General features: G+C 74.1%; 26 protein-coding genes. 14 read left to right on the plus strand and 12 right to left on the minus strand.

Annotated elements, in window-relative coordinates:
• Window positions 1-7 precede the first annotated feature (7 nt).
• Window positions 8-715: a class I SAM-dependent methyltransferase gene (locus tag ACY0MR_RS34680; RefSeq protein ID WP_473557531.1), complete on the minus strand. Its 708-nt coding sequence runs from the start codon at window positions 713-715 to the stop codon at window positions 8-10.
• Between the two features lie 283 nt (window positions 716-998).
• Between ACY0MR_RS34680 and ACY0MR_RS34685 the strand changes: the two genes are divergently transcribed.
• Genes ACY0MR_RS34685 through ACY0MR_RS34700 form a run of 4 tightly spaced genes read left to right on the plus strand, consistent with a single transcriptional unit; the run spans window position 999 to window position 5,942 of the window.
• Window positions 999-2,357: a polyprenyl synthetase family protein gene (locus tag ACY0MR_RS34685; protein WP_473557533.1), complete on the plus strand. Its 1,359-nt coding sequence runs from the start codon at window positions 999-1,001 to the stop codon at window positions 2,355-2,357.
• Window positions 2,354-3,910, plus strand: coding sequence for a phytoene desaturase family protein (gene crtI / locus ACY0MR_RS34690; protein WP_473557534.1), 1,557 nt, complete (start codon window positions 2,354-2,356; stop codon window positions 3,908-3,910). The genes ACY0MR_RS34685 and crtI overlap by 4 nt, the downstream gene beginning before the upstream one ends.
• Window positions 3,907-4,953 carry a phytoene/squalene synthase family protein gene (locus tag ACY0MR_RS34695; protein ID WP_473557537.1) on the plus strand — a complete coding sequence of 349 codons (1,047 nt, stop codon included), beginning with the start codon at window positions 3,907-3,909 and terminating at the stop codon, window positions 4,951-4,953. Before crtI ends, ACY0MR_RS34695 begins: the two co-directional genes overlap by 4 nt.
• A gap of 5 nt (window positions 4,954-4,958) precedes the next feature.
• Window positions 4,959-5,942: a DUF5914 domain-containing protein gene (locus ACY0MR_RS34700; RefSeq protein WP_473557539.1), complete on the plus strand. Its 984-nt coding sequence runs from the start codon at window positions 4,959-4,961 to the stop codon at window positions 5,940-5,942.
• 66 nt (window positions 5,943-6,008) lie between these two features.
• Here ACY0MR_RS34700 and ACY0MR_RS34705 read toward each other — a convergent pair whose 3' ends face one another.
• The 4 genes from ACY0MR_RS34705 to ACY0MR_RS34720 form a co-directional block, all read right to left on the minus strand.
• Window positions 6,009-7,568: an FAD-dependent oxidoreductase gene (locus ACY0MR_RS34705; RefSeq protein WP_473557541.1), complete on the minus strand. Its 1,560-nt coding sequence runs from the start codon at window positions 7,566-7,568 to the stop codon at window positions 6,009-6,011.
• Between the two features lie 75 nt (window positions 7,569-7,643).
• The gene (locus tag ACY0MR_RS34710) at window positions 7,644-8,816 is read right to left on the minus strand and encodes a lycopene cyclase family protein (RefSeq protein ID WP_473557544.1); all 1,173 of its coding nucleotides are present in this window, start codon (window positions 8,814-8,816) and stop codon (window positions 7,644-7,646) included.
• Window positions 8,817-9,148: 332 nt separating this feature from the next.
• Window positions 9,149-10,294 carry a homoserine O-acetyltransferase MetX gene (gene metX, locus ACY0MR_RS34715; RefSeq protein ID WP_473561976.1) on the minus strand — a complete coding sequence of 382 codons (1,146 nt, stop codon included), beginning with the start codon at window positions 10,292-10,294 and terminating at the stop codon, window positions 9,149-9,151.
• On the minus strand, window positions 10,291-11,652 hold the full coding sequence (locus ACY0MR_RS34720) for a bifunctional o-acetylhomoserine/o-acetylserine sulfhydrylase (protein ID WP_388797931.1): 1,362 nt from the start codon (window positions 11,650-11,652) through the stop codon (window positions 10,291-10,293). Before ACY0MR_RS34720 ends, metX begins: the two co-directional genes overlap by 4 nt.
• Before the next feature lie 490 nt (window positions 11,653-12,142).
• Between ACY0MR_RS34720 and ACY0MR_RS34725 the strand changes: the two genes are divergently transcribed.
• Both ACY0MR_RS34725 and htpG read left to right on the plus strand, forming a co-directional pair.
• The gene (locus ACY0MR_RS34725) at window positions 12,143-12,835 is read left to right on the plus strand and encodes a type III effector protein (RefSeq protein WP_404084699.1); all 693 of its coding nucleotides are present in this window, start codon (window positions 12,143-12,145) and stop codon (window positions 12,833-12,835) included.
• A 50-nt stretch (window positions 12,836-12,885) separates the two neighbouring features.
• Complete coding sequence (htpG, locus tag ACY0MR_RS34730) at window positions 12,886-14,805, plus strand: molecular chaperone HtpG (RefSeq protein ID WP_392865607.1); 1,920 nt, start codon at window positions 12,886-12,888, stop codon at window positions 14,803-14,805.
• A gap of 205 nt (window positions 14,806-15,010) precedes the next feature.
• Here the strand turns inward: htpG and ACY0MR_RS34735 are convergent, their stop codons facing one another.
• The gene (locus ACY0MR_RS34735) at window positions 15,011-15,967 is read right to left on the minus strand and encodes a helix-turn-helix transcriptional regulator (RefSeq protein ID WP_473557547.1); all 957 of its coding nucleotides are present in this window, start codon (window positions 15,965-15,967) and stop codon (window positions 15,011-15,013) included.
• Window positions 15,968-16,029: 62 nt separating this feature from the next.
• Between ACY0MR_RS34735 and ACY0MR_RS34740 the strand changes: the two genes are divergently transcribed.
• From ACY0MR_RS34740 to ACY0MR_RS34750, 3 genes are all read left to right on the plus strand, one after another.
• A complete protein-coding gene (locus tag ACY0MR_RS34740) occupies window positions 16,030-16,635 on the plus strand; it encodes a TIGR03086 family metal-binding protein (RefSeq protein WP_473557549.1) in 606 nt (201 codons plus the stop codon).
• Window positions 16,636-17,043: 408 nt separating this feature from the next.
• A complete protein-coding gene (locus ACY0MR_RS34745; RefSeq protein WP_073903239.1) occupies window positions 17,044-17,205 on the plus strand; it encodes a DUF5670 family protein in 162 nt (53 codons plus the stop codon).
• A gap of 203 nt (window positions 17,206-17,408) precedes the next feature.
• Window positions 17,409-18,629 (plus strand): phospholipase D-like domain-containing protein, encoded by a 1,221-nt coding sequence (locus ACY0MR_RS34750; RefSeq protein ID WP_473557552.1) that lies wholly within the window; start codon window positions 17,409-17,411, stop codon window positions 18,627-18,629.
• Window positions 18,630-18,807: 178 nt separating this feature from the next.
• Here ACY0MR_RS34750 and ACY0MR_RS34755 read toward each other — a convergent pair whose 3' ends face one another.
• Window positions 18,808-19,029 carry a hypothetical protein gene (locus tag ACY0MR_RS34755; protein ID WP_361857630.1) on the minus strand — a complete coding sequence of 74 codons (222 nt, stop codon included), beginning with the start codon at window positions 19,027-19,029 and terminating at the stop codon, window positions 18,808-18,810.
• 179 nt (window positions 19,030-19,208) lie between these two features.
• Between ACY0MR_RS34755 and ACY0MR_RS34760 the strand changes: the two genes are divergently transcribed.
• Window positions 19,209-19,592: a hypothetical protein gene (locus ACY0MR_RS34760; protein WP_473557554.1), complete on the plus strand. Its 384-nt coding sequence runs from the start codon at window positions 19,209-19,211 to the stop codon at window positions 19,590-19,592.
• A 185-nt stretch (window positions 19,593-19,777) separates the two neighbouring features.
• A complete protein-coding gene (locus tag ACY0MR_RS34765) occupies window positions 19,778-19,939 on the plus strand; it encodes a hypothetical protein (RefSeq protein WP_388797951.1) in 162 nt (53 codons plus the stop codon).
• Between the two features lie 33 nt (window positions 19,940-19,972).
• On the opposite strand, the gene ppk2 is transcribed toward ACY0MR_RS34765, so the two are convergent.
• Window positions 19,973-20,962 carry a polyphosphate kinase 2 gene (gene ppk2, locus ACY0MR_RS34770; protein WP_404084690.1) on the minus strand — a complete coding sequence of 330 codons (990 nt, stop codon included), beginning with the start codon at window positions 20,960-20,962 and terminating at the stop codon, window positions 19,973-19,975.
• A 370-nt stretch (window positions 20,963-21,332) separates the two neighbouring features.
• On the opposite strand from ppk2, the gene ACY0MR_RS34775 reads away from it, so the two are divergent.
• Window positions 21,333-22,133: a bestrophin-like domain gene (locus tag ACY0MR_RS34775; RefSeq protein ID WP_388797957.1), complete on the plus strand. Its 801-nt coding sequence runs from the start codon at window positions 21,333-21,335 to the stop codon at window positions 22,131-22,133.
• A 71-nt stretch (window positions 22,134-22,204) separates the two neighbouring features.
• On the opposite strand, the gene ACY0MR_RS34780 is transcribed toward ACY0MR_RS34775, so the two are convergent.
• Window positions 22,205-22,501, minus strand: coding sequence for a hypothetical protein (locus ACY0MR_RS34780; RefSeq protein WP_361857643.1), 297 nt, complete (start codon window positions 22,499-22,501; stop codon window positions 22,205-22,207).
• Between the two features lie 563 nt (window positions 22,502-23,064).
• Between ACY0MR_RS34780 and ACY0MR_RS34785 the strand changes: the two genes are divergently transcribed.
• Window positions 23,065-23,253, plus strand: coding sequence for a hypothetical protein (locus tag ACY0MR_RS34785; RefSeq protein WP_388797960.1), 189 nt, complete (start codon window positions 23,065-23,067; stop codon window positions 23,251-23,253).
• An 18-nt stretch (window positions 23,254-23,271) separates the two neighbouring features.
• On the opposite strand, the gene ACY0MR_RS34790 is transcribed toward ACY0MR_RS34785, so the two are convergent.
• Window positions 23,272-24,114 (minus strand): hypothetical protein, encoded by an 843-nt coding sequence (locus ACY0MR_RS34790; protein WP_404084688.1) that lies wholly within the window; start codon window positions 24,112-24,114, stop codon window positions 23,272-23,274.
• Window positions 24,115-24,381: 267 nt separating this feature from the next.
• Here ACY0MR_RS34790 and ACY0MR_RS34795 point away from each other — a divergent pair, with 267 nt between their 5' ends.
• Complete coding sequence (locus ACY0MR_RS34795; RefSeq protein WP_361857652.1) at window positions 24,382-24,558, plus strand: CsbD family protein; 177 nt, start codon at window positions 24,382-24,384, stop codon at window positions 24,556-24,558.
• An 81-nt stretch (window positions 24,559-24,639) separates the two neighbouring features.
• On the opposite strand, the gene ACY0MR_RS34800 is transcribed toward ACY0MR_RS34795, so the two are convergent.
• Both ACY0MR_RS34800 and ACY0MR_RS34805 read right to left on the minus strand, forming a co-directional pair.
• Window positions 24,640-25,119 carry an MSMEG_6728 family protein gene (locus tag ACY0MR_RS34800; protein ID WP_404084687.1) on the minus strand — a complete coding sequence of 160 codons (480 nt, stop codon included), beginning with the start codon at window positions 25,117-25,119 and terminating at the stop codon, window positions 24,640-24,642.
• A gap of 107 nt (window positions 25,120-25,226) precedes the next feature.
• Window positions 25,227-26,120 carry an RNA polymerase sigma-70 factor gene (locus ACY0MR_RS34805; protein WP_388797969.1) on the minus strand — a complete coding sequence of 298 codons (894 nt, stop codon included), beginning with the start codon at window positions 26,118-26,120 and terminating at the stop codon, window positions 25,227-25,229.
• Between the last annotated feature and the right edge of the window lie 27 nt (window positions 26,121-26,147).

Genomic DNA, 26,147 nt, shown 5'->3' on the forward strand with positions numbered 1-26,147 from the left:
CGTCACGTCACTTGCGCGTCGCGAGGAAGGTGTGGGTGATGCCCGTCTGCCAGCCGGGGAGCGGCAGGACGCGCACGTCCGCGAACCCGGCGCGGCGGAGACGGTCGGCGAAGCGGGGCGCCGTGTCGAAGTCGAGCACGCTGCGGCGCAGGTGCCGGTAGAGGTCGGCGTCCCCGTGCAGCCGGCCCCAGGGCACCACCAGGCCGCTCGTCACCGCGCTCCACACCGCGCGGTGGACCGCCCGGCCGCTCAGCGTGTACTCGTGGACCGCGAGCCGCCCACCGGGGCGCAGCAGGCCGTGGACGGAGCGGAGCACGGCGTCGGGGTCGGCGACGTTGCGGAAGAGGTACGCGGCGACCACGGCGTCGTACGGCCCCGCGGCGTCGGTGGTGCCGACCTCCTCGGCCGACGCGTGCACGAACGAGACGGACGGGGGCCAGGTCTTCGCCCGCGCCTGAGCCAGCATGCCCGCCGAGGCGTCCACACCGGTGACGGTGGCGCGGGGCGCGGCGTCCAGCAGGGCGCGGGTGGAGGAGCCCGTTCCGCACCCCAGGTCGAGGACGGACAGCCCCGAGCCGTCCCCCGGCAGCCCGAGCCGGCGTGCGGAGCGCCGCAGATGCCCGTGGTATCCGGGATTGGCGCGGGTCATGCGGTCGTACGAGGGCGCGGCGCGATCGAACGCCGCGGCGAGCGCGCGGTCGTGAAGCAGGGTCATGTTCGTCCTCCCGGGTCGGGTCCAGCCTGAGACCGCCCCGCCCCGGGTCACCGTCCGCCACGCCGTATCGGCTCCGCCTCCGTCACACCCGAGCCTCGCCCCCGGGGGCTGAGCGCCGGGCCCGGCGCGCCGTGTCCCGCACCGGCGGGCGGCTGCCCCGGAGCCCTCCGGAGGGGAAGAGTTGGGCCGTACGGCCCAAGACCGGATGCCCGGTGGACCGGTCGCGGTACGTATGCGCCGAGCGAGCCGGTCCTCCCGGCGGCCGACGGTGAAGGGCAGTCCCATGCACGCACTGGACCCGCTCCATGTCGACGACGACGTGGCGGCGGCCGTGAACACGGCGTTGGCGACTGTCCTCGGCCGCCGACTCGCGGAGGCGGAGGCGGTGGACCCCCTCTTCGCCGAGGACCTCGCGCGCCGGGTGGCGCGCTTCACCCTGGACGGCGGCCGGCGCATGCGCGCCCGGCTGTGCTGGTGGGGCCTGCGCGCCGCGGGCGGCGGCGCACCGCAGGCCGCGTCCGCGATCGGCGTCGCCGGGGCGCTGGAGCTCGTCCAGACCTGCGCGCTGATCCAGGACGACGTGATGGACGGCTCGGCCCTCCGGCGGGGCCGCACCGCGGTGCACGTCGCACTGGACGAGCAGTACGCGACGCCGCGCCGTGACCGGCCGTGCGGCACCTTCGGCGGAGCGGGCGCCGTGCTCGCCGGCGATCTCGCCCTGGTGTGGGCCGACGACGCGTTCGCGGAGGCGACGGCCGGGTCCCCGGCGGCGGCCCCGGCGGCCGCGGTGTGGCGGTCGATGCGCGCGGAACTGGTCGCCGGCCAGTACCTCGACCTGCACGCCCAGGCGACCGCGGACCGCTCCGCGGCGCGGGCGCTGCGCTCCGCCGTCCTCAAGACCGCCCTGTACTCGATGGAGCGCCCGCTGGTGCTCGGCGCCACCCTCGCGGGCGGGCCCCCGGCCGCCCTGGCCGCGCTCGCCGGGGCGGGCCGCCGCGCGGGCCTGGCCTTCCAGCTCCACGACGACCTCCAGGGCGCGTTCGGCGATCCCGCCTCGACCGGGAAGCCGGTCGGCGAGGACCTCCGCGAAGGCCGGTCGACGTATCTCCTGGCCGTGGCCCGGGAACGCTGCGAGGCCGCAGGGGACCGCAACGGGCTGCGCGTTCTGGAGACGCTCACCGGCCCCCCGTACGCGGCGGGGGACGAGGACGTCCGGCGGGCCCGGGAGGTCCTGGACCGGGGCGGGGCCCGGGCGCGGGTGACCGCCGAGATCGAGCGGCTGTGCCACCGGGCCGAGGAGACGCTCGCGGGCGCCCCCCTCGACCGGCCCGCCGCGGCCCGCCTCGTCCACCTGCTGCGCGAGGCCTGCGGCCTGCCACCCGGCGGCCCACCGGATACCGGTGCGCCGCCGGCCCGCGCGGCCGGGACGGCGTCGGAGGCGGCCCGCGCGGCCGGGACCGCGAGGGAGCCGGGCAGCCCCACCGCGCGGGTAGCGGGTGGCGGCCGCGCGACCGGTACCACCGCGGGGGAGCCCCGCCGGGAGGCCGGGACGGCCGGGACGGCCGGGGCCGCCGGGCGGCCCCGCCCGGCGTCCGCGCCGATGACGGAGTTCGACGACGCGCTGATGGGAGATCCGCGGTGAAGGCACTGCCGGGCAGGACCGATCACGTCGTCGTCGTGGGAGCAGGGCTGGCCGGCCTGTCCGCGACCCTGCACCTGCTGGCGGCGGGACGGCGCGTGACGGTCGTGGAGCGCGACGGACTCCCGGGCGGCCGCGCGGGACGCATCGAGCGCGGCGGCTACCGCATGGACACCGGCCCCACCGTGCTCACCATGCCGGACCTCCTCGCCGAGGCCTTCGCCGCGGTCGGCGCCCGGATGCGGGACCACCTGGACCTCGTACCCCTGCACCCGGCCTACCGCGCGGAGTTCGCGGACGGCAGCGCCCTGGACGTCCACACCGACGCGGAGGCCATGGCCGCCGAGGTGGAGCGGTTCGCGGGGGCCCGGGAGGCCGCCGGATACCGCAGCCTGCGCCGATGGCTCACCGAGCTGTACACCCTGCAGATCGACCGCTTCATCGACGCGAACTTCGATTCGCCGTGGCAGCTCGCGCACCCCGATCTCGCGCGGCTCGCCCTGGCGGGCGGCTTCGGACCGCTCGACCGGGCCATCGGCCGCCACCTCGGGGACGAACGGCTGCGCAGGGTCTTCTCGTTCCAGTCGCTGTACGCGGGTGTGGCGCCGTCCCGCGCCCTGGCCGCGTACGGGGTCATCGCGTACATGGACACCGTCGCCGGGGTCTTCTTCCCCCGCGGCGGCATGCACGCCGTACCGGCCGCCATGGCGAAGGCGGCCGCCGCCGCGGGCGCCGAACTGCGCTACGACGAGCCGGTGGAGCGCCTGGAGCGGCGGGGAGAGCGGATCACCGCCGTCGTCACCGCCGCCGGCAGGATCGCCTGCGACGCGGTGGTCCTGACCCCCGACCTGCCGGTCTCCTACCGACTGCTGGGACGCCGGCCCCGCCGTCGCGCCCGGCTGCGGCACTCCCCGAGCGCCGTCGTGCTGCACGCGGGCACCCGGCGGACCTGGCCGCGGCTGGCGCACCACACGATCTCGTTCGGAGCGGCCTGGGACGGGACCTTCCGCGAACTGACCCGCACCGGGCGGGTGATGAGCGATCCCTCGCTGCTCATCACCCGGCCGACGGCCACCGATCCCGCGCTGGCGCCTGCCGGCCGTCACCTGCACTACATCCTGGCCCCGTGCCCGAACACCGAGACGGGTCCCGACGCCCTCCACTGGGGCGAACTCGGCGCCCGCTACCGCGACTCGCTCGTCGCGACCCTGGAGCGGCGCGGCCTCCACGGCCTGGGCGAGTCCATCGAGGAGGAGTGCCTGGTCACGCCCGCCGACTGGGAGGCGCGCGGGCACGCGGCCGGAACCCCGTTCTCCGTGTCGCACACCTTCGCCCAGACCGGCCCGTTCCGCCCGCGCAACCTCGTCCGCGGCACGGAGAACGCGGTGCTCGCGGGCTGCGGCACGACGCCCGGCGTGGGTGTGCCGACGGTCCTCGTCTCGGGCAAGCTGGCCGCCCTGAGGATCACGGGTGCGCCGGGGCGCCGCCCCCGCCGCGCCGACCCGCCCCCGGCGGCGGAACCGTCGCCCGCGCGCCGCCAGGAGGTGCCGAGGTGACGGCCCGCGAACTGGACGCCGCGGGCATCCTCGACGCCGGACTCCGCGCCGACTACACGACGTGCCGCAGGCTCAACGCACGCCACGGCAGGACCTACTTCCTCGCCACCAGACTCCTTCCGGCGGACCGGCGGTCCGCCGTCCACGCCCTCTACGGCTTCGCACGCCACGCCGACGACATCGTCGACGACCTCGGGAGCGGGGCCACGCTCGCCGAACGGGAGGCGGCGCTGGACACCCTGGAGGCCGCATGGGAGAAGGCACTCGCCGGCGGCCGGGTGGCGGAACCCGCGGTCCGTGCGGTCGCCGACACCAGGGCCCGCTACGGCATCCCCGCCGCCCACTTCCGCGACTTCCTGGCCTCCATGCGCAGCGACCTGTCGGTCACGGACTACCCGACGTACGCGGACCTGGCCGGGTACATGCACGGCTCGGCCGCCGTGATCGGGCTCCAGATGGTGCCCGTCCTGGGGACGGTCGTCCCCAGGGCGGAGGCCGAACCGCAGGCGGCCGCGCTGGGTGTGGCGTTCCAGCTGACGAACTTCCTCCGGGACGTGGGGGAGGACCTCGACCGAGGCCGGGTCTACCTGCCCGCCGACCTGCTGGCCGCCCACGGCGTGGACCGCTCCCTCCTGCTGTGGAGCCGGACGACGGGGCGGCACGACGGGCGTGTCACCGAGGCGCTCAAGGACGCGGCCTCCCTCACCCGCCGGGTCTACCGGGCGGCCGAGCCCGGCATCGCCCAGCTCCACTCGGTGTCGGCGCCCTGCGTCCGCACCGCGTTCGTGCTCTACCGCGACATCCTGCGGGCCATCGAGGACGACGGCTTCTCCGTCCTGCACCGGCGCGCCGTCGTCAGCCGGCGACGGCGCCTCGCGGTCGCGGGACGCGGCTACGTCCGGGCCGTGGCCGCCCGCCGGGGCGGGCCCGGACCCCGAAGCGGCGCGGAGCGCCCCCGCACGACGGCCGCGCCGCCGCCCGCGCCCGGCGGGGAGACCGCCCGGACGCCGCGCGCCTCCCGGGCCGGAGGTGAGCAGCGGTGAGGGCGATGCCGCTGCGATGGCGGCGCGAGGCCGTCGCCTGGGAGCGTCAGCGGCCGACCTGGCGCGAGGCCCGGCCGTCGTCGATCGCGGCCGCGCTCCGCCGCGCGCAGGCCCGGCCGTCGGGGAACTGGTTCGTCGTCGCCGACAGCCGTGACGTGCGGCCCGACCGCCCGGTCGGCCGGAGCGTCGCCGGCGTCGAGCTGGTGCTCTGGCGGGACGCGGACGGGACTCCCGTCGCCGGCCCGGGAGCCTGTCCGCACCTGGGAGCACCCCTGAAGGACGCCGTCGTCCGGTGCGGAACCCTCATCTGCCACTGGCACGGCATGCGCCTGGAAGGCCGGTCCGCCGCGGGCTGGCAGCCGTGGCCCGTCCACGACGACGGCATCCTCGTGTGGGTGCGCCTCGACGCGGCGGGAGGAGAGGAGCCCACGGAGCGGCCCGTGGTGCCCGCGCGGGGCACCGGCGGCGCGACGGTCAGCGCGGTCTACACCGGGTTCGGTGTCTGCGAGCCGGAGGACGTCGTGGCCAACCGCCTCGACCCCTGGCACGGCGCGTGGCTCCACCCGTACTCCTTCGTGGACCTGAAGGTGGTGAAGGTTCCGTCGGAGGCCGCCGTCGGTGAGGAGGACGCGCTGGTGGTCGACGTGGCGTTCAAGGTGGCCGGGCGTGCCGTCGTCCCCGTGCGGGCCGCGTTCACCGCGCCCGAGCCCCGTACGGTCGTGATGCGGATCGAGGAGGGCGAGGGCGCCGGGTCGGTGGTGGAGACCCATGCCACGCCGCTGACGGCCCCCGGTGCGGACGTCCCCCGTACGGCCGTCGTCGAGGCCGTGGTGGCCGCCTCGGACCGGCGCGGGTTCGCCGCCGCCCGGGCGACGGCGCCGCTGCTCCGGCCCATGATCCGGGCGGCGGCCGGCCGCTTGTGGCGGGACGACCTGGCGTACGCGGAGCGGCGCTGGTCCCTGCGCCGCCAGGGGCGCTTCCCCGGGTGAGACGGCGGGACCCGCGGTGACGCGGGCCCCGGTCGGCCCGGCAGAACGAGCCGGGACGGCGTCGGGTCACGGGCTGCCCGCGAAGGTCGCGAGGCCGCGGACGACGGCGGACCGGCCGCGCCGCGGGACCGTCCACAGGGTCTGGCCGCGCAGGCCCCAGCGGCGCAGGTGCGCCCCCGCGGCCAGGAAGCCCGTGGTGGCCGCGCGTTCCATCAGGGCCACGGGCAGGTCGGTGCGGACGAGGTCGCCGGCGACGGTCACGGAGGGATCCGGCGTGTCGACCGTCGGACGGTCGTCGGCGGCGCCGACCGGGAACAGCGGGCAGTCGGCGCGCCACAGTCGCCGCTCGTCGACGACCCGGGCGCGCCGCGTCTCCGGGTACACGCGGTGGAGTTCGGCCAGCAGCGCGCGGGAGAGGGCCTCGGGGTCGCTCGACGGCGCCGCCGCGTAGGCGTGGAGCTCGACGACCGACCCGCCGGACTTCCGCGCCCAGCGGAGTGCCTCGCCCTCCCACCGTTCCAGGACGCTGATGTTGTCCAGCGGTCCGTAGCCGCTGGTGCCGAGGAAGCCGGGCCGCTCCGCGCCGACCGGCCGGTCGAGCCAGATCCGCTGGACCAGGAACGGCGGCGCGCAGGAGAGGCGGCCGACGCGGGCGCGCCAGGCCTCGTCGCAGAGGGCCGGCGAGTGGGCGGCCAGCGAGCGCAGCCCGCCCGGATCGAGGGCCAGCACGAGGGCGTCGGCCCGCTCCGTGCCCTCCCCGGTGACGACGACGTGCCCGCCGCGCGGATCGGGCTCCACGGCGTGGACCGGTGTGCCGGTGCGGAGGCGTACGCCGTGGCCGTCGAGGTAGCGGGCGAGCGGGTCCCACAGGGCCTGCGGGTAGGGCTCGTCCGGTACGTCGAAGAGGAGGCCCTCCGAGGAGCCGAGGAAGTAGATGTGGAACATCAGGGCGAGTTCGGCGGCGGAGAGCTCGTCCGGGTCGGCGAAGAAGCTGCGGGAGAACACTTCGAAGGCGAGGTGGCGGGCCGCTTCGGGGAAGCCGATGCGTTCCAGGAGCGCGCGGGCGCTGATCCCGTCGTAGCGCGCGTACAGCTCGGGCAGCCGGACGTCGAGGAGCGGCAGGGCCGCCCGCGGGTTCAGACCGCCGAGGTCGTCCAGGCGGAAGCTGGGGCTGAGCGCGGCGAAGCCCAGGGCGTTCCACGGGGGAGTGCGCGGGACGCGGGAGAAGCTGTCGTGGAGGCCGGACGCGTGCTGGAGGGGGTAGTCGCCGATGCCCCGCAGGCGGTCCAGGCCCGGATCGACGCGCCGGAGCAGCCCGCGGAGGTTGTAGTACTGCCGGAAGAACGCGTGGAAGCCGCGGCTCATCGTGGCCGCGGAGCCGTCGGCGAGCTCGACGGGCCAGCCGGCCAGCCGTCCGCCGAGGGAGCCCTCCCGTTCGTAGAGGGTGACGTCGACACCGCGCTCGGCCAGCAGGGTGGCCGCCGCGAGGCCGGCGATCCCACCGCCGACGACGGCGCAGCGGGGCGCGCCTCCTCCGGTGTGCCGGTCGCGGCCCTCGTGGGCGGGGACGACGTCGGCCTTCCGGTCGCGACCGCGGCGCGCGGCCCGTGCGGGGTGAGGACTCATCTGGCTGCCTTTCGGGGGCGGTCCGGCGCCGGGGCACTGCCCGTGGGCGCCGGGGCCGGTCGGAGCGGGGCGGGTTCAGTGGGGGACGCGGGGGAGGAACGGGAGCCCGGCGGCCGACCGCAGCATCGGCAGGACGGGCGTCCGCAGTCCGATCAGCACGTCCTCCGCGGGGCGGGTCTCGCCGTCGAGGAAGCGCAGCATGCGCTCGGCCGGGACGGACCGGAAGAGGCGGCTGAAGAACGGTGCGCCCGGCACGCGGCCGGTCGCGAGACCGCGCAGCAGGATCGCGTCCATGGCGAGGTGGCGGGCCCGGTAGGCCGGGGGCGGCACGGGGACGCGGCCCTGGTGGACGGCGGCGGCGACCGCGCGGGTCTGACGCTGGATCGCCGAGAACGCGTAACCCGTGGAGGGGCGGACGGCCCCGCCGGCCGCGCCGATCCGGAAGACGTGCCGCCCGGCGCGCGGGACGTGGCGGGCGTCGGTCATGGGGATGACGCCCCGCTCCTCGCCGAGGACCTCGTACGCGCCGAGTCGGAGCACGTCCCGCGTGTAGTGGCGCAGCGCGGCGGTGTAGGCCTGCTCCGTCAGGACACCCGGACCGAACTCGGTGTACTCGACCAGGGCTTCGCAGGGGCCCGTGGGCAGGACGTAGCCGAAGGAGAGGCCGTGCCGGGGCTGCGGCGTCCGGAAGTCCATGAACTCCACGACCTCCGGCCGGAACGCGGGCCGGCGCGTCCGGACGAACCAGCCGCGGAAGTGCTGGAGGAGGGCGGACCTGGCCGGGGCGGGGGAGGGGGGACGGGAGTCGAAGACCCAGCGGGCCCGCACGGACGTCGGCGATCCGTCGGAGGCACGGCAGTCGAGCACGGCACCCTCCGGCCGGTCCTCGATCCGCTCCACGACGGCCCTGATCCGGGTGAGGGCGGCGAGCCGCGGGCGCAGGCCCTCCTCGAAGGCGGGTGAGCGGAGCATCTTGTAGCGGAGCCGGTCCAGACGCCGGACGGTCGCGTGCCCGTCGGAGGCCCGCACCCGGAGGCGGTCCCAGGACGCGGTCAGGAGGTCGTCGTAGTCGCCGGGCCCCTCCTCCCAGTAACACCAGGTGCGTTCGGGCGGGCGGAGCGGACCGGGCGGAGCGTCGACGAGGACCACGGAGGGGGCCGGGTCACCGGCGGGCGGATCGAGGAGGCGCCAGGCGAGCGACAGTCCGGCCGCGCCGCCTCCGACAATGGCCACGTCGCTCTGCGGCACCAGACGTCCTCCTCCGGCCGGGGCGATGCCGGGGGACGGGTGCCGCGGGGCGTCGCACGCGGCGATGGTATGCCGCCCCGGGCCCCGGTCGGGCCCACCGCACGCGGCGTTTCGCGGACGCACCGTCCTGAGGCGTCCTGAGGCGTCCTGAGGCGTCATCGGGTGCCTTCTGGGTGCCGTGAGGCATCCCGACGCGTCCCGCGAGTTCCGTGGGCGTCCCGACGCGCGCCGAGGTGTGCGGTCGCGTGCCGGCCTCCCGCTCGCCTCCCCGCGCACCCGCCCGGCAGAGAGCCACCACCGGCAGGCCGCCCTCCCCGGCGCGCCCCGGCCGGTCAGCGCAGGAGTTCCTCGACCAGCGTGCCCACCTGCTCCACCTCGATGAGGAATCCGTCGTGGCCGTACGGCGAACCGACCACGCGCGGCCCGTCCGCGCCGGGGATGCCGGCCGCCAGCTCCGCCTGCTGGGCCGGCGGGTAGAGGCGGTCGGAGTCGATCCCGGCGACCAGGGTCCGCGCGGTCACCCGCCGCAGCGCCGCCCGGACGCCGCCCCGGCCCCGGCCCACGTCGTGCCCGTTCATCGCCGTGCTCAGCGTGACGTAGCTGCCCGCGTCGAAGCGGCGCACCAGCTTGGCCGCCTGGTGGTCCAGATAGGACTCGACCTGGTACCGGCCGCCTCGCCGGGGATCCTCCGCGCCCTGGGCGGCACGGCCGAAGCGCGCCGCGAGTTCGGCCTCGCTCCGGTACGTGACGTGGGCGAGACGGCGGGCGAGGCTCAGCCCGGCGTGCGGGCCGGGGCCGGCGTCGTGGTAGTCGCCGCCGCGCCATTCGGGGTCGGCGCGGATCGCGTGCAGCTGGACCGAGGTCCAGGCGATCTGCTCGGCGCTCGCGGCGGCGGTCGTCGCGAGCAGCAGCAGCGCCTCGGTCCGCTCCGGACGGGCCACCGCCCACTCCAGGGCACGCATGCCGCCCATCGACCCGCCGATGACCAACGCCCACCGCTCGACGCCGAGTTCGTCGGCGAGGCCGACTTCGGCCGCGACCTGGTCGCGCAGGGTGAGGTGGGGGAAGGCCCCGCCCCAGCGGCGGCCGTCCGCCCGGAGCGAGGACGGCCCGGTGCTCCCCTGGCAGCCTCCCAGCACGTTCGGCGCCACGACGAAGAGACGGTCCGTGTCCACGGCCCGCCCGGGCCCGATGAGCCCGTCCCACCACCCGGGCGTGGGATGCCCGGGACCCGCCGCGCCGGCCGCGTGGCTGTCGCCAGTCAGGGCGTGCAGGACGAGCACCGCGTTGGACCGGTCCGGCGCGAGCGTCCCCCAGGTCTCGAACGCGACCCGCACGCCCGGGAGTTCGCCGCCGGCCTCCAGGCTCAGCGGTGCCTCCCGCACGTACCAGCGGCGCCGCCCCGCCGGGTCCCCCTCCCGCCAGGCACCGGAGGCCGGCGGGAGGGGAGTCGCCGAGGGCGGTACGACGGTGCTCAGGACGCGCCCTTGGCCGCCCGGAAGCCCGCTTCGAGGTCCGCCTTGAGGTCGGCGAGGCTCTCCAGGCCCACCGACAGCCGCACGAGACCGGGCGAGGCGCCGGTCGCGGCCGACTGGGCGTCGTCCAGCTGACTGTGCGTCGTGGACGCCGGATGGATGATCAGACTGCGGACGTCTCCGATGTTGGCCAGGTGGCTGAACAGTTCGACGGCATCCACGAACCGCTTGCCCGCCTCGACGCCGTCGCGCAGTTCGAAGGAGAGCACCGCTCCCGCGCCCCGCGGCAGATACCGCTGCCCCGCCTCGTACCAGCGGTTGGACGGCAGCCCCGGGTAGTGCACGGCGGCGACCTCGTCCCGCTGCTCCAGCCACTCGGCGAGTGCCTGCGCGTTGGACGAGTGCCGCTCGATCCGCAGGCTCAGCGTCTCCACGCCCTGGAGCAGCAGGAACGCCGAGTGCGGGGAGAGCGCGGGACCGAGGTCCCGCAGCAGCTGGACGCGCAGCTTGATCGCGAAGGCGCCGGGGCCGAGCGCGGGCCAGTACCGGAGCCCGTGGTAGCTCGGGTCGGGCTCGGTGAAGTCAGGGAAGCGGTCGGGGTGCGCCCCGAAGTCGAAGGTGCCGCCGTCCACGACGACGCCCGCGACGACCGTGCCGTGCCCGCCGAGGAACTTCGTCGCCGAGTGCACGACGATGTCGGCCCCGTGCTCCAGCGGCCGCAGCAGGTAGGGCGTCGGCACGGTGTTGTCCACGATCAGCGGCACCCCGGCCGCGTGCGCGACGTCGGCGACCGCGCGCACGTCGAGGACGTTGCCCCGCGGATTGCCCAGCGTCTCGGCGAACAGCGCCTTGGTGTTCGGCCGGACCGCCGCCCGCCAGGCCTCGGCGTCGTCGGGGTCGTCCACGAACGACACCTCGACACCGAACCGCGGCAGGGTGTGCCGGAACAGGTTGTACGTGCCCCCGTAGAGCGACGTACTGGCCACGACGTGGTCGCCGGAGCCCGCGAGGGTCAGCACGGCGAGCGTCTCCGCGGCCTGCCCCGAGGCCAGCGCGACCGCGGCGACACCGCCCTCCAGGGAGGCGATCCGCTGCTCGAAGACGTCCTGGGTGGGGTTGTGGATGCGGGTGTAGATGTTGCCGGGCTCGGCCAGCGAGAAGAGGTCGGCGGCGTGCTGCGTGTCCCGGAAGACGAAGGACGTCGTCTGGTAGATCGGCGTCGCCCGCGCCCCGGTCACCGGGTCGGGCGTCGCGCCCGCGTGGATCTGCCGGGTCTCGAACGACCAGGCCGAGGTGTCGGGCCCGGCGGGCTCGTCCTCGGGAGTGTGACCGGCGGCGACGGCGTCGATGGGCTGGCTCATGACGGTGCTCCTAGTGCGGGGTGTGCGGGGTGTGCGGGGTCCGCGGGTGTGTGGACGGGCGTACGGCTTCGCGCCGTGCCCGTTGGCGGGACGGCGAGTGGAGAGGAGGGGGAACCGGGCCGACGCGTCGGCCGGAGGCGGCTCAGCGCGCGGTGGGACACCACGCGGGAGCGGCACAGGAGCCGGCGCACACGCGAAGGGCGGGAGACAGGGGTGCGGAAGCGGTCACACGCACACGTAAGCACAGCGGCGTTCGGCGAACCAGCGGCCCGTACGGCGTGACATACAACGTTCATCCACGACCTGATCCACGCCGGAGACCTCGCACGTCGGTTCGGTCCGAGGCGCCCGGCCGGCCGTTCCACGGCTCGTGGCCGTCCGTGCCGACGGCCGCATTCGCCCCTGCGTTCCTCCGCCCCTGTGTAACGTGTCATCCGATCGATGACGTACCCGATGTCGTCGAGGCGATGACCGCATCCGGGAGGTGGACGTGCCGGCAGCCGATCAGCCGTCACCGTCGAGCACCGGAGCGCACGGCCCGCTGTCGTTCCTGGCCGCGGCGGCCGCCCTCGCCGCCGTCGACGACGCCCTGCGCGACGCCCGCCGAGGGTCTCCCCGCGACGTCCGCCACGAGACTTCCGACGCCCGCCGCCAGGCTTCCCACGCCGCCCGCCCGGGTCCGGAGCAGGCGCTCGCCGCCCTCATGCTGCTGCGTCAGGTGCGCGAGCAGCTCGCCGGCTGGGAGACCGGCCTGATCGAGACCGCGCGCGAGGCGGGCGCCAGCTGGGCCGAGCTCGCCCGCCCGCTCGGCGTCGCCAGTCGCCAGGCCGCCGAACGCCGGTACCTCCGAGGCCGTCCCGGCGCGTTCGGCGCCACCGGTGAGCAGCGGGTGACGGCCACCCGCCAGGCGCGGGCCGCCGAGCGCGCCGCGGTCACCCGGGCCCGCGCCCACGCCGCCGACCTGCGCCGCCTCGCCGCGCGGATCACCGCCCTGGACCACCTCGTACCCGAGGCGCGCCCGGCCCAGGCCGCCCTGCACACCGCCCTCGGCGCGGCCGACGCCGCCGAACTCCTCGTTCCCCTGGCCGGCATGCGTCCGTACCTGGATGCCCGCCACACCGACCTCGTCGCCTCCCTCGACGCCCTGGACGACCAGGGCGCGCCGCCGGCCGACGACCACTGACTCCGTTCACGACCTCTTCGTCCACGCCCTTCCCACAGAAAGAGACCCTCATGGCCCACAGCGTCGAGACGCTGGAGTTCCAGGCAGAGACGCGCCAGTTGCTCCGACTGGTCATCCACTCGATCTACTCGAACAAGGACATCTTCCTGCGCGAGTTGATCTCGAACGCCTCCGACGCCCTGGACAAGCTGCGCCTGGAGTCGCTGACCGACGCGAGCCTCGTCGAGGGCGACACCGCCGACCTGCACATCTCGCTGGAGGTGGACCAGGACGCCCGCACCCTGACCGTCCGCGACAACGGCATCGGCATGAGCCGGGACGACCTCGTGGAACTCATCGGCACGATCGCCAAGTCCGGCACGGCGAGCCTGCTGGAGAAGATCAAGGAGTCCCAGGACGCCGCCACCGCCGAGAACCTGATCGGGCAGTTCGGCGTCGGCTTCTACTCGGCGTTCATGGTCGCCGACAGGGTCACCCTGCGCACCCGCCGGGCCGGCACCGACTCCGGCACCGAGTGGGAGTCCGACGGCGAGGGCGCCTACACCGTCCAGGCCGTCGACGGGCTGCCCGTGGGCACCTCGGTCACCCTCCACCTCAAGCCCGCGGACAGCGAGGACGGCCTCGCCGACTACCTGTCCGAGTCGAAGATCCGTCAGATCGTGAAGCGGTACTCGGACTTCATCCGCTGGCCCATCCGGATGGCCGCCGAGCGCACCGACGCCGACGGCGGGAGCACCGGCGAGGTCGACACGCTCAACTCGATGAAGGCGCTGTGGGCCCGGCCGCGCAGCGAGGTCACCCAGGACGAGTACAACGAGTTCTACCAGCAGATCAGCCACGACTGGCTGCCCCCTGCCGAGACCGTCCACATGAAGGCCGAAGGCACCTTCGAGTACGAGGCGTTGCTGTTCGTCCCCTCGCAGGCGCCCTTCGACCTGTTCTCCCGCGAGACCAAGCGCGGCGTGCAGCTGTACGTCAAGCGGGTGTTCATCATGGACGACTGCGAAGCGCTGATGCCCGACTACCTGCGCTTCGTCAAGGGCGTCGTGGACGCCCACGACCTGTCGCTGAACGTGTCCCGGGAGATCCTCCAGCACGACCGCCAGATCCGCGGCGTGCGCCGGCGCCTGGTCAAGAAGGTCCTCGGCGCCCTCAAGACCATGCAGACCAAGGACGCCGAGCGCTACGCGACGGTGTGGGAGCAGTTCGGCCGGGCGCTGAAGGAGGGCCTGGTCGAGGACACGGACAACACCGAGGCCCTGCTGGACCTGGTGTCCGCCGCCTCCACGCACGACCCGGAGCGGACCACCACCCTGCGCGAGTACGTCGAGCGCATGAAGGACGGACAGGACGCCGTCTACTACCTGACCGGCGAGAGCCGCGCGATGGTGGAGAACTCCCCGCACATGGAGGCCTTCACCGCCAAGGGGTACGAGGTCCTGATCCTCACCGACCCGGTCGACGAGGTGTGGGTGGACCGCGTCCCGGGCTTCGACGGCCACCGCCTGCAGTCCATCGCGAAGGGCCAGGTCGACCTCGACGACACCGCCGACGGGGACAAGGAGGCCGAGGCCGAGAAGGCCCGGCGCGAGCAGGACTTCGCCGCCCTGCTGCCGTGGCTGACCACCACCCTGTCCGAGCAGGTCAAGGAGGTCCGTCTGTCGTCACGTCTGACGACCTCGGCGGCGTGCATCGTCGGCGACGCCCACGACGTCACGCCGACCCTGGAGAAGATGTACCGGGCCATGGGACAGCAACTGCCCACCGTCAAGCGGATCCTGGAACTCAACCCCACGCACCCGCTGATCACCGCGCTGCGCACGGCGCACGAGGCGAACGCCGACGACCCGGCCCTGGCCGAGATCGCCGAACTGGTCTACGGCGGCGCGCTCCTGGCCGAGGGCGGCGACCTTCCCGACCCGTCCCGCTTCACCCGGCTGCTCACCGACCGCCTGACGCGCGCGCTCTGAGCCCGCGGCGCGCGTGCGGCCGAAGCACTCGGACGCACGCGCGCCCTCCGACCCCGGGCGCGGCCCGGCGCGCCCCACGCGCCCGGCCGCGCCCCCGGGGACCGCCACGACCAGGTCGGCCCCGGCGCCCCGGCGCGCACCGCCCGTCGGCATTCCCGGCGATGTCCGGGGGTGTCCCCGCCGGGCCGCAGTGCCCGCGTCGCCCTCAGGGCGAGCCCGGCGCTCCGTACACCCCGGCCAGTTCGACCGCGAGCCGTGCGAGCCGGTCCCGCGCCTCCGGCGGGTCCAGCACCTCGATCCGCGCCCCGAGCCCGGCCAGCTGTGTCGCGACGACCTCGGGCGTCGGCCCGTCGACCCGTATCGCCGTCCACCCGTCGGCGAGCACCGGACCGACGCGCAGACGCCCCTCGAACAGCCGCTCCAGGATCGCCATGGCCCCCGGCTCGGCCCGGGCCCGCACGGTCGCCGCGTACAGCCGGTCCTCCAGGCGTGCGGCGAACGAACGCCAGACGGTGGCGAGGTCGAAGTCCCGCGGGCGTACGACGGGCTCGCCGGTCGCCTCGACCGAGGCGACCCGGCTGAGCCGGAAGGTCCGCAGGCCCTGCTCCGTCCCGGCGACGAGGTAGTCGTGTCCCGCCTTGGCCACGAGCCCGAGCGGGTGAACGGTCCTGACGCCGACGGGCTTGCCGGGGCCGGCGTAGCCGAGGCGCACCTGGATGCCGTCCACCACGGCCGCCCGCAGCGCGTCGAGGTGCGGCCCGGACGACGAGACGTCGGTCCGGGACCAGTCCGTGCCGTCCGCGAGACCGGCCCGCGACGCGGCCTCGGCGTCCGAGCGCAGCGGCGCGGGCAGCGCACGTATCAGCTTCCGCAGCAGCGTCCGGAGCTCGGGCGTGGTGGACGAGGGGCCCGCGAGGAGGAACAGGGCCCGGATCTCCTCCGCTGTCAGCCCCGTGAGGTCCGTGCGCGCACCGCCGACCAGGGACCAGCCGCCTCCGCGGCCGCGCTGCGAGTAGACGGGGACGCCGGCGGTGGACAGGGCCTCCAGGTCGCGGCGCGCGGTCCGCGGCGACACTTCGAGCTCTGCCGCCACCTCCGCCACGGTCACACGGGGACGCGACTGGAGGAACAGCAGGGTGGCCACGAGGCGATCGGCTCTCATACCGGCGATTCTCTTCCCTGAAGTGGCCAGGAGATGACCTGTTCTGCTTCGAGGATGGGGCCATGACGCAGAACGAGAACACCCCGACCCCCGCCGCCGCGACCGACGACCCCCGACAGAGCCTGCTGAAGGCGATCGCGCTGGCCGGACGCACCGTCGCCGCGACCAGGCCCGAGCAGTGGGACGGACCCACGCCCTGTACCGATTTCACCGTCCGGCGGCTCGCCGCGCACCTCGTCGCCGTACTCCGCCGGATCGCCCTGGCCGGACGCGGCGGCGACGTGACGACCCTCCCCACGGTCGTCGAGGACCTCGCGGACGGCGCGTGGCAGGAGGCCTGGGACGCGGCGGTGCGTGAGGTCGAGGAGGCCTGGGCGGATCCCGCGGTTCTCGGCCGGACGCTGACCCTGCCGTTCGGGACCCTTCCGGGAGCAGCCGCCGCAGCCGTCTGGACCTCGGAGTTCACGGTGCACACCTGGGACGTGGCCACCGCGACCGGACAGCTCCCCGACTGGGATCCGCGGCTCGTGGCGATCTCGGACGCGGCGATGCGGCGCGGGCTGCCCGCCGGGCCGCGGGACGGCGCACCCTTCGGGGCCGCGGTGGACGTCGACCCGGACGCCCCGGCCATCGACCGCCTCGTGGCGTGGTGCGGACGCAAGCCGTAGCCGGCGTCCGACCGGAAGGGGGCGGCCCGTGGCACACACGAAGGCCGCCCGCCGCGTACGTACGGGAGTGGCCGTCGCACACGAGGCCGGGGCCCCGACCTGATCCTCAGGTCGGGGCCCGAGGCGTGTCGGCGTGCCGTCAGTGCTTGAAGCCGTCCTTCACGTCCCCCTTGGCCTGACGGGTCTTGCCCTCGGCCTGGTCCGCGAGGCCCTCGGCGGTCAGCCGCTCGCTGCCGACCGTACGGCCCGCGGCCTCCTTGGAACCGGGAATCGTCCCCGTCCCGCGTGCCGGACGGATCGCCCGTCCGCGGACGGATCGGGTCCCGAAAGACGGCCTGGGAATCCCGTGAATCTCGCACGCATGGCCGAAGAGCGGTGGGGCATACGGCGCCTCGGAGGTTGATATCTATGGTTCCCCTGCTTCTCGTTCTGCTGCTCGTACTGATCCTGTTCGGCGCCGGCTTCGCGCTGAACGTCCTGTGGTGGGTCGCCGTCGTGGTGCTCGTCCTGTGGCTCCTCGGGTTCGTCGCCCGGCCCAAGGGCGGCAGCGGCCGCTGGTACCGCTGGTAGGCCCACCGTCCCCGTACGGCACGGCCGTGAACCCGCTCCCTGACGAGGCGGGTTCACGGCCGTGCTTACGGAGACCCGCCCGTCCGGGACGCGCCCGGGCGGAACTCCCGTACCGAAGGGCCCGCCGCCGCACGCGACGTCGACGGCCGTGGGCCGGGCGGAGCCCCCCAGGGGGCTCCCACGACCTCATCGAGGAGTGCGAAATGACCGACAGCAGCACGGACGTGTTCACCAGACCCGCGGACGCTCCGGACGGGAGCGACGAACCGGCCGAACGGATCCAGCGCATCCGCCGACGCCTGGAGCGGCTCATCGGGATCGCCGCCACCGAGGGCAACGGCGTCCGGCCCCTGCGCAACGGCGACGAGATCTTCGCCGCGATGCTCGCCGCGATCGACGGCGCGCGCCACACGATCGACATGATGACCTTCGTCTACTGGCGGGGCGAGATCGCACGGCGCTTCGCCGACGCCCTCACCGACCGGGCGCGCGCCGGCGTGCGGGTGCGGCTGCTCCTGGACGGCTTCGGCAGCCGCCTCATCGAGAAGGACCTGCTGGACCGCATGAGCGACGCCGGGGTGGAGGTCGCCTGGTTCCGCAAGCCGCTCTACCTCTCTCCCCTCAAGCAGAACCACCGCTGCCACCGCAAGGTCCTCGTGGTCGACGAGCGGACCGCCTTCACCGGCGGCGTCGGGATCGCCGAGGAATGGTGCGGCGACGCCCGCAACCCGGGCGAGTGGCGGGACACCCACGTGGAGGTGACGGGGCCCGCCGTCGACGGCATCGCCGCCGCCTTCGCGCAGAACTGGGCCGAGTGCCACCCCGAGCTCTTCGACGAGCGCGACCGCTTCGTCGACCACGAGCCCAGCGGGGACGCCATCGTGCAGGTGGTCCGCGGCTCCGCCAGCTTCGGCTGGCAGGACATGCAGACCCTGATGCGCGTGATCTTCGAGTCGGCCGAGCAACGGGTCCGCCTCGCCACCGCCTACTTCGCGCCCGACTCGTACTTCGTCGAGCTCCTGTGCGCCACGGCACGGCGCGGCGTGGAGGTCGAGATCCTGCTCCCCGGCCCGCACACCGACAAGCGCGTGTGCCAGCTGGCCGGCGAGCGCCACTACGAGGCACTGATCGCCTGCGGCGTGCGCATCCACCACTACCAGCCGACCATGATGCACGCGAAGGTCATGACCATGGACGGAGTCGTGTCCCTGATCGGCTCCACCAACTTCAACCGCCGCTCCCTCGACCACGACGAGGAGGTGATGCTCGCCGTGATGGACACCGGGTTCACCGCGACCCTCGACGCCCAGTACGACGAGGACCTCAAGGTCAGCGAGCCGATACGCCCCGACCGCTGGAAGCGCCGCTCGCTGCTGAGGCGCGCGGGGGAGACCGCGGTCCTCCCGATCCGCCGCTACCTGTAGCGGCGGGGGCGGTCCCGGCCCGCCGACGCCGGGACGGCGTCCGGAGTGTCTCCGGGACGCCGTCGCGGCGTGAGCTCCCCGACGCGGCTTCGGCGTCGAGCGATCCGCCGAAGCCGCTGAAGGCGGTACCCGTACGTCAGGACCCATACGTCAGGACCCGTACGTCAGGACCCGTACGTCACCACTCGGGGTGCACGTCGTGGCTGTCGAAACGCGAGCCCTTCTCGGTGGTCCAGGGCCTGAAGCGACCGGGCCCGGAGGCCTCGTGGGCGTAGGAGACGGTTTCTCCGGTCTCGTCGGTGACGATGACCGCTCCGCTCTTCTGCGCGCAGCGCAGGGCGTGAGTCCAGTGCCGGCCGCGGTGGCCGGTGCGGTAGTCGGGGGCCTTGCATTGAGTCATCGGTATTCACCGCCGTGGGTCATGGCGTGACCGCGTCGTCCGGGGACAGGCAGACGTTCGTTCGGTCCAGAGAATTGCGGAATACCCTGTATGTGAATTTTCGAACATGCAAGTCCTCCCGGTCGCCGGTCGGATGACGGCCCGGCCCGCCCCGGTGCACGCGCAGCTGGAGGGAACCCATGGCGACGACCGTCCCGGTCCTTCTGTACAGCAGTGACGCCGCCGTGCGGGCGGGTGTCCGGACCGCGGTGGGCCGGAGGCCCGCACCCGACGTGCCTCCGGTCGTCTTCGTCGAGTGCGCGACGCTCCCCGCGGTCCTGCGGACGCTGGAGACGGTCCGCGTCGGCGCCTGTGTGCTGGACGGCGAGGCGGTTCCCCTCGGAGGCATGGGGGTGTGCCGGCAGATCAAGGACGAGGTCTTCGCGTGGCCGCCGGTCCTCGTCCTGATCGGGCGGCCGCAGGACGCCTGGCTGGCCCGCTGGAGCCGTGCGGACGCGGTGGTCACGCTGCCCCCGGACCCGGTGGAGACCGCGGCCGCCCTCGCCGAGCTGCTCCGCCCCTGAGCGCGGCCGCACGAGGCCCGCACCCCCTGCCTCCGTACGCGAGGGTTCGGGATCAGCCTGAACAGATGGAGGAAAGCCGCTACGTTTCCGCCACCCACACACGGGCAAACCGCAGGAAACGGACAATCGGCAGAGCTTCCGCGGACATGCCCGTCCCGGGAGCCGCGCCGGAGAGGCAGCCATCCATGCATGTCGTACGAGCCGCCTACCAGCAGGTCCGCGGGCTCATGAAGGAGTCCGACGGCAAGGCCCTGCAGAACGCGGCCCTACGGGCCGAAGGGCGTCGGATGCGCGACGAGGCCCGCGCGGCACGCGACCGCCGCCCGCCGCACATCCCCGTCCGGTAGGCCAGGGCCGGATCTCCGGTCCGGCCCCGGCCCCTAGACGCCCTCGTGCGTCTCGGGATGCGCCCCCGGCCCCTCGTGGCGCGGGGCCAGGGGCGTGGGGGAGAGGTGGGAGGTCTCCTCGCCGGGTTCGAGCAGGGTGTCGGCGGCACCGACGACGAGCGGATCGGGTTCCCCCACGGCCTTCGGGTCCTTGCTCGCGTAGTCGATCCGCCAGAGGAGGCTGCGCATGGCCTCCAGGCGCCCGCGCCGCTTGTCGTTGCTCTTGACGACCGTCCAGGGGGCGTGAGAGGTGTCCGTCGCCCTGAACATGTCGACCTTGGCCGCGGTGTAGTCGTCCCAGCGGTCCAGCGACGCCAGATCGGTGGGGGAGAGCTTCCACTGCCGGACCGGGTCGACCTGCCGGATCGCGAACCGGGTCCGCTGCTCGGCCCGTGACACGGAGAACCAGAACTTCACCAGGATGATGCCGTCGTCGACCAGCATCCGCTCGAACTGGGGGCACTGGCGGAGGAACAGCTGGTACTCGTCGTCGGAACAGAACCCCATGACGCGCTCGACACCCGCCCGGTTGTACCAGGAGCGGTCGAAGAAGACGATCTCCCCGGCGCCGGGCAGGTGCGCGGCGTAGCGCTGGAAGTACCACTGCCCGGCCTCCCGCTCCGTCGGCTTGTCCAGCGCGACGATCCGCGCGCCTCGGGGGTTCAGCCGCTCCGTGAACCGCTGGATGGTGCCCCCCTTGCCCGCCGCGTCGCGCCCCTCGCACACGACGACCACCCGCGCGCCCGTGTCCTTGGCCCACCGCTGGAGCTTCAGGAGCTCGATCTGCAGGATCCGCTTGGCCCGCTCGTACTCGCTCCGGCGGACCTTGTGGTCGTACGGGTAGTTCTCCCGCCACGTACGGATCGGGCGGCCGTCCGCGCTGAGGAGGACGGGTTGCTCGGGGTTGGTGTCGTCCACGCTCAGGCCGCGGAGCAGATCCGTCCGGTCCCCGTCCCGGTCGTCGGCGCCCCTGGTTCCCGTCACACCCGTCACCTCACTGTCGTGTCGTCGGCAGTAGGCCCCGCCCCGTCGCCAGGACCGTACGTCTTCACCGTGCTCCTGCCCCGATCATGGAGGAACATCGGCCGCGTCGGCACGGTCGGCCGACTCTCCGTCGCGAGTCCACCCGGCCGTCGGCGCGGAGCAGCGCGGCGGCCCGGGCGGGACCGCCTCGGACGACCGTCCGCCCTGGTCGCTCCGGTCGGATCCGGAACCTGCTCCGGATGGCCGAGGCGCTTCGCTCATGCGGGGGCGAGCGAACGTTTTTGTTCTTCCTTCACCACCGCCGCCCTCGGGACGATCACGTCGCCCCGGAGTTCCCGGGGAACCCGTACCCTCCCCGAAGGTGGTTCCCGTGGCCCTCGTCGTCATCGTCGCCGTTCTCGCCCTGCTCGCCGGCCTGGCGGCGAACCGCTGGCTCAGACCGCGACTGGTCAACGCCGACGACGACGAGGGCATGGCCGTGAAGGACCTGGTCGGCCCGCTGCTGACCATGACCGTCCTGCTGCTGTCCTTCGTCCTCGTCACCGCCAACGGCTCGTACGGCAAGGCCGAGGTGGCCGCCCGCGGCGAGGCCCGCGCCCTGGACCAGCTCGTGGAGACCGCCGAGTACGCCCCCGCCGCCGAACGCGCGCGCGTCCAGGCGGACGCCGTCTGCTACGCCCGCGCGGTCCGCGTCCAGGAGTGGCCCGCCATGGCCGACGGCAACGGCTCGCCCGCCCCCAGCGTGTGGTCGACGGACGTCCGCGAGTCCTTCGAGAGCGTGGCGGGCCAGCCCGTCTTCGGCATGCTCGTCGCCGCCGACAACAGGCGCTCCGACGAGCGCGAGGAACGCCTCACCCAGGCCACGTCCAGCATCCCCGGCACCATCTTCTGGTTCCTGCTCGCGACGCTCGTCGTCACCGTCACGGCCCTGGGCATCTGCCTCCCCCGGAGGAACAACCGGGGCCAGATCGTCACCCTCGTCGTGATCACCGGTCTGCTCACCACAGCGCTGGTCATCATCCGCGACGTCGACCGGCCCTTCGGGGGCATCATCGACATCGAACCCACCGCCATCGCCGAGGTCGAGCGCCAGGCCCAGCGCGACTTCACGGCGAACCACCCGAACGCCGCCCTGCCCTGCGACCGCGCCGGAACCCGCAGCCGTGTCTGACCGCGCCCGCCGCAGGCACGACGAGGCTCCGCCGGAGCAGGCCTCCGGCGGAGCGTGCCTGCCTGCTCGGTTCAGGTGCCGACGGCCTCGGCGACGGCGGGCGCGAACGGCGCGCGGGCGGCCCACGGCTGGTCGGAGATGACCAGGGGAATGTCGAGGCTCTCGCACAGGCGGCGGACGCGGGCGAGAACGCTGAGCGAGGCGCCCGTGGCGAGGCCCGCCACCAGATGGAGGCGTACGCCCTCCGGCCGATGGGCGAGGACGAGGCGCTGCACGTGCATGGCCGCGGCGGCCCGGGCCGTGACGTCGAGGTCGTCACGCAGGCGCAGAGCCAGGATGTGGCCCTCGACGGTGTACTCCACGGGCATGTATCACTGCCTTTCACCAGACCGACCCCACCCTGCGCACGGGCAGCGGCGATGGGCCGGTGGACACCGGGTGGTCGACTTCTCAGACGGACGCGGGGGTCGTCACGGCGACGCCGAGCGCCGGGACCGAGGGGTCCACGACGGCGCGCTTGGTGGGAGGACCGGCTCCGCGGCCGGCGCACGTGCACGGTGGTGCGTGCGCGCCGGCTCTCCGAGCTGTTCTCACAGTACGCCTCTACCCGCCGTGCGCACGGGCACGCGGCCCCGCGCGCACCCGCCCGCCCCATCCGCCGCACAGCCGCCTCCGGTCCCGTGGACGCCCCGGCCTACGGCGGCGTCCCTCCTGGGTCGTCCACGGGGCGTCGACGCCACCGCGAGGGCGAAACTACGTAGGCGACTACGTAGTTCCACGGGCGCCTCCGGACGGGCGCGACCGGGAGACTCGGGGAGCCGTGGTGCCACGCCGTAGGGCCGGTCGCCTCACCGTCGACCACGGTCGCCGGCGATCCGACGGGCGCTCGCCGCGCGTCACCGGAACCCGTCGCACATGGGAGAGCCCTCCGTTGGTTTCCAAGCTCCGTGTCCTGCTGGGCATGCTCGTGCTCCTGGCGCTCGCCGTCGGCGCCATCGTCCTGCTCGCGGCCCTGAAAGCCGGTGCAGCCTGGTTCACGATCGTTCCCCTCGGCATCCTCTTCGTCGGCGCGTCCGTGATCCGGTCGCTGGGGTGGTTCGACAGGAAGGCCGGTGGCTGAGGGGAGACGACAGGGATCTCAGGGGCGCTCGCCGTACTGGAGCAGGCCGCCGGCCGAGAAGCAGAGAGCGCCGGTGAGGGTGCCCCAGTTGGCGACGTCGGCGTTGACGAGACTGCCCGTGGCCGGGCGCGTGTAGGCGGCGAGCGCCGAGACCATGAAGAGGATCGAGCCGAGCTGGTTCACGGCGACGATCCACCAGCCGAGGTCGCGCCGGCGGAGGCACGGCCGACCGTGGCAGATCTCGGCGAACCCGAGGTGCCCGGAGATCAGGAAGAGCACGCAGCCGATCACGTCGGGCGCCCAGATGAGCCGGTTGACCTGCTGGGCGGTCAGCCCTTGGAGGAAGGAGTCCAGCAGGTCGACGGCGAACACCAGGGTGCCGGCGAAGAGGACGAAGGCGCTCAGCCAGTCGATCCGCAGGGGTTCGTAGCTCCACCACCGCCACCGTCCGGCGACCAGGGTGCCCTCCGCTCCGGGTGCGTGGCGCGGGGCGTTGACGACCTGGAGCAGGGACACGTAGCCGCCGCTGTTGAAGAACAGTCCGCCGGCGAAGTAGATCGAGGCACAGGTGGTCGCGTCTCCGGAGCCGAACTGGGCGACCGCGGCTCCGGCCGCGAAGAGCAGGCCGCCGATGACGAAGGCGGTGGCCGCGACGGAGTTCAGCCTGCGCAGCCGGCCGAGGGTGGCGTCGTCGGCACGCGCATGACGCGGGCCTTCCGCGCCGGGCGGCCGGACGGCGATCAGGCCTCGGCGCCGGGCGGGCCGGGACTCCCAGACGGCCGTGCCGCCGCCGGGAGGCCGCCAGGTGAGGCGCGTCGTGAAGGGCCCCGCGCCTTCCGCATGCTGATCGGGCTGTCCCACGGGCCGAGACTAGAGGCCCGGGCGGGCTGCCGGCCCGACGCAACGCCGGTCGAGCGGCCCCATGCCGTGCGACGACCAGAGGCCGATCCGAGCCGCTCCACGGCCCGCGACGGGGGTGAGCGGGACGCTCTCGTCCCGGGCCCGGACGGCCGATCTCCGTCGTCGGACTCCGCCGGTGATGCCCCCGTCGCCTCCCTGGGGAGGCGGACCGGAGCTATTTGTCCTAGTTTGTCAACGTCTTCAATTCCCCACCCAGAAGGACGGGTCATGGCTGACAAGGGCCGTACGGACAAGATCAAGGGCAAGGCGAAGGAAGCGGTCGGCAAGGTCACCGGCAACGACCGGATGAAGGCCGAAGGCAAGATGGACCAGGTCGAGGGCAAGGCGAAGGAAGCCGCGTCCGAGGCCAAGGACGCCCTGCGTGGCAAGCGCGACGAGCGCTGACCGTTCCGCGGGACGAGGGTCCGCCTCCCCAGGGAGGCGGACCCTTCCGGCGTCCCCGTTCCCGCGTCGGGCCGTCGGTCCTCACCCTGCCTGGCCGCCCTCCCGGTCGGAGGCCGGCCAGACGTAGGGGAGATCGTCCGGTACGTCGGGGAAGTGGGTGCCGTAGTGCGCGGGATCCTTCCGCAGCAGTGCCGACCGGTGGCTGCGGTGGAACGCGTGGTCGCCGAGCCACGGCGGAAGTTCGCCTGCCTCCGCAAGCCCGTTCTGGTCGCGCACCACGGCCGAAGGGCGCCAGGCGCGGTAGTCGTTCATGAGGGTGGCGGAGCAGGTGTCGGTGCGGCCCTCGGCGACCCAGACGCCGCAGACCTCCAGTCCGTACCGCACGAGGGCCTCCTCGTACCCGGCCCACATCCGCACCGCGGGGTGTCGCCGCCACCCGTACGTCGGCACGGTCAGCCCGCGGAACACCTGCAGCGCCTCGACACGCTGCTTGCCCAGACGCTTCGGGTCCAGTACCCGCGCCGAGTCCGAGAAGTCGGCGAATGGCAGGAATGTCTGCATGTCTGCCTTGTCCCCGTGACGGAGCCTCCGCATGCCCGGAGACACCCGAGCGGGGTCCTGGCGCCCTCGCCGCACCGTCCTCCGGTCGGGCCCGGGCGGCCTGTGTCTCAGGGGCGGGTCAGGCCGTTGTCGGGGGTCAGGCCGCCGAGCTTCTCGGGGTTGACCTGGAAGCGGAGGTTCTGGATGCGATCGTCGGCGAGGTCGAACGTGAGGGCGCCGACGGTGTGGCCGTCGAGGGCTGCCAGGATGCCGAGTTCGCCGTTGATGACGACCGGTTCCATGGTGAGGGCGGCCAGTTCGGGCTTGGCCAGGAACCCCAGGATCCAGCGCGCGACGTTGTCGGTGCCGTTGAGCGGGCGCCGGGCCGCGGTGACCTTGCCGCCGCCGTCGGACCACGCGGTGACGTCCGGGGCGAGCATCTCCATGACGGCGTTCAGGTCGCCGCCCGCGCACGCCTCCATGAACTGCGCCGTGATCTTGCGTCGTTGCTCCCGGTCGGAATCGAACCGGGGGCGGCGGGCCTGGACGTGCGCGCGTGCGCGGTGGGCGATCTGGCGGACGGTCGGCTCGGGACGTTCGAGCGTCTCGGCGATCTCGGCGTGCGAGTAGCCGAAGACCTCGCGGAGCAGGAACACGGCGCGCTCGACGGGGCTCAGGGTCTCCAGGACGACGAGCATCGCGGTGGAGACGCTGTCGGCCAACTCGGTCTCCACGGCGATGTCGGGTGAGGTCAGCAACGGCTCCGGAAGCCACGGTCCGACGTACGTCTCACGGACGGCCCGCGCCGAAGTGAGGCGGTTCAGCGAGAGGTTGGTGACCGTCCGCACCAGATACGCCTTGGGGTGGCGGACCGCGTCGCGGTCCACACCGCTCCAGCTCAGCCAGGCGTCCTGCAGCACGTCCTCGGCGTCGGCGACGGTGCCCAGCATCCGGTAGGCGGTGGCGAACAGCAGCCTGCGGTTCTCGATGTACGGGTCCTGTTCGTCCCTGGCGTCGACCATTCGATCATGCTGCCAGCGCCGCACCCG

The organism is Streptomyces sp. JN8, from assembly GCF_055808075.1.

What these genes read in the sequence shown, in the direction of transcription:
- ACY0MR_RS34680 (WP_473557531.1), bottom strand. Translation starts at nt 715, where the DNA reads ATGACCCTGCTTCACGACCGCGCGCTCGCCGCGGCGTTCGATCGCGCC.
- ACY0MR_RS34685 (WP_473557533.1), top strand. Translation starts at nt 999, where the DNA reads ATGCACGCACTGGACCCGCTCCATGTCGACGACGACGTGGCGGCGGCC.
- ACY0MR_RS34700 (WP_473557539.1), top strand. Translation starts at nt 4,959, where the DNA reads ATGCCGCTGCGATGGCGGCGCGAGGCCGTCGCCTGGGAGCGTCAGCGG.
- ACY0MR_RS34705 (WP_473557541.1), bottom strand. Translation starts at nt 7,568, where the DNA reads ATGAGTCCTCACCCCGCACGGGCCGCGCGCCGCGGTCGCGACCGGAAG.
- ACY0MR_RS34720 (WP_388797931.1), bottom strand. Translation starts at nt 11,652, where the DNA reads ATGAGCCAGCCCATCGACGCCGTCGCCGCCGGTCACACTCCCGAGGAC.
- htpG (WP_392865607.1), top strand. Translation starts at nt 12,886, where the DNA reads ATGGCCCACAGCGTCGAGACGCTGGAGTTCCAGGCAGAGACGCGCCAG.
- ACY0MR_RS34735 (WP_473557547.1), bottom strand. Translation starts at nt 15,967, where the DNA reads ATGAGAGCCGATCGCCTCGTGGCCACCCTGCTGTTCCTCCAGTCGCGT.
- ACY0MR_RS34740 (WP_473557549.1), top strand. Translation starts at nt 16,030, where the DNA reads ATGACGCAGAACGAGAACACCCCGACCCCCGCCGCCGCGACCGACGAC.
- ACY0MR_RS34745 (WP_073903239.1), top strand. Translation starts at nt 17,044, where the DNA reads ATGGTTCCCCTGCTTCTCGTTCTGCTGCTCGTACTGATCCTGTTCGGC.
- ACY0MR_RS34750 (WP_473557552.1), top strand. Translation starts at nt 17,409, where the DNA reads ATGACCGACAGCAGCACGGACGTGTTCACCAGACCCGCGGACGCTCCG.
- ACY0MR_RS34755 (WP_361857630.1), bottom strand. Translation starts at nt 19,029, where the DNA reads ATGACTCAATGCAAGGCCCCCGACTACCGCACCGGCCACCGCGGCCGG.
- ACY0MR_RS34760 (WP_473557554.1), top strand. Translation starts at nt 19,209, where the DNA reads ATGGCGACGACCGTCCCGGTCCTTCTGTACAGCAGTGACGCCGCCGTG.
- ACY0MR_RS34765 (WP_388797951.1), top strand. Translation starts at nt 19,778, where the DNA reads ATGCATGTCGTACGAGCCGCCTACCAGCAGGTCCGCGGGCTCATGAAG.
- ACY0MR_RS34780 (WP_361857643.1), bottom strand. Translation starts at nt 22,501, where the DNA reads ATGCCCGTGGAGTACACCGTCGAGGGCCACATCCTGGCTCTGCGCCTG.
- ACY0MR_RS34795 (WP_361857652.1), top strand. Translation starts at nt 24,382, where the DNA reads ATGGCTGACAAGGGCCGTACGGACAAGATCAAGGGCAAGGCGAAGGAA.
- ACY0MR_RS34800 (WP_404084687.1), bottom strand. Translation starts at nt 25,119, where the DNA reads ATGCAGACATTCCTGCCATTCGCCGACTTCTCGGACTCGGCGCGGGTA.
- ACY0MR_RS34805 (WP_388797969.1), bottom strand. Translation starts at nt 26,120, where the DNA reads ATGGTCGACGCCAGGGACGAACAGGACCCGTACATCGAGAACCGCAGG.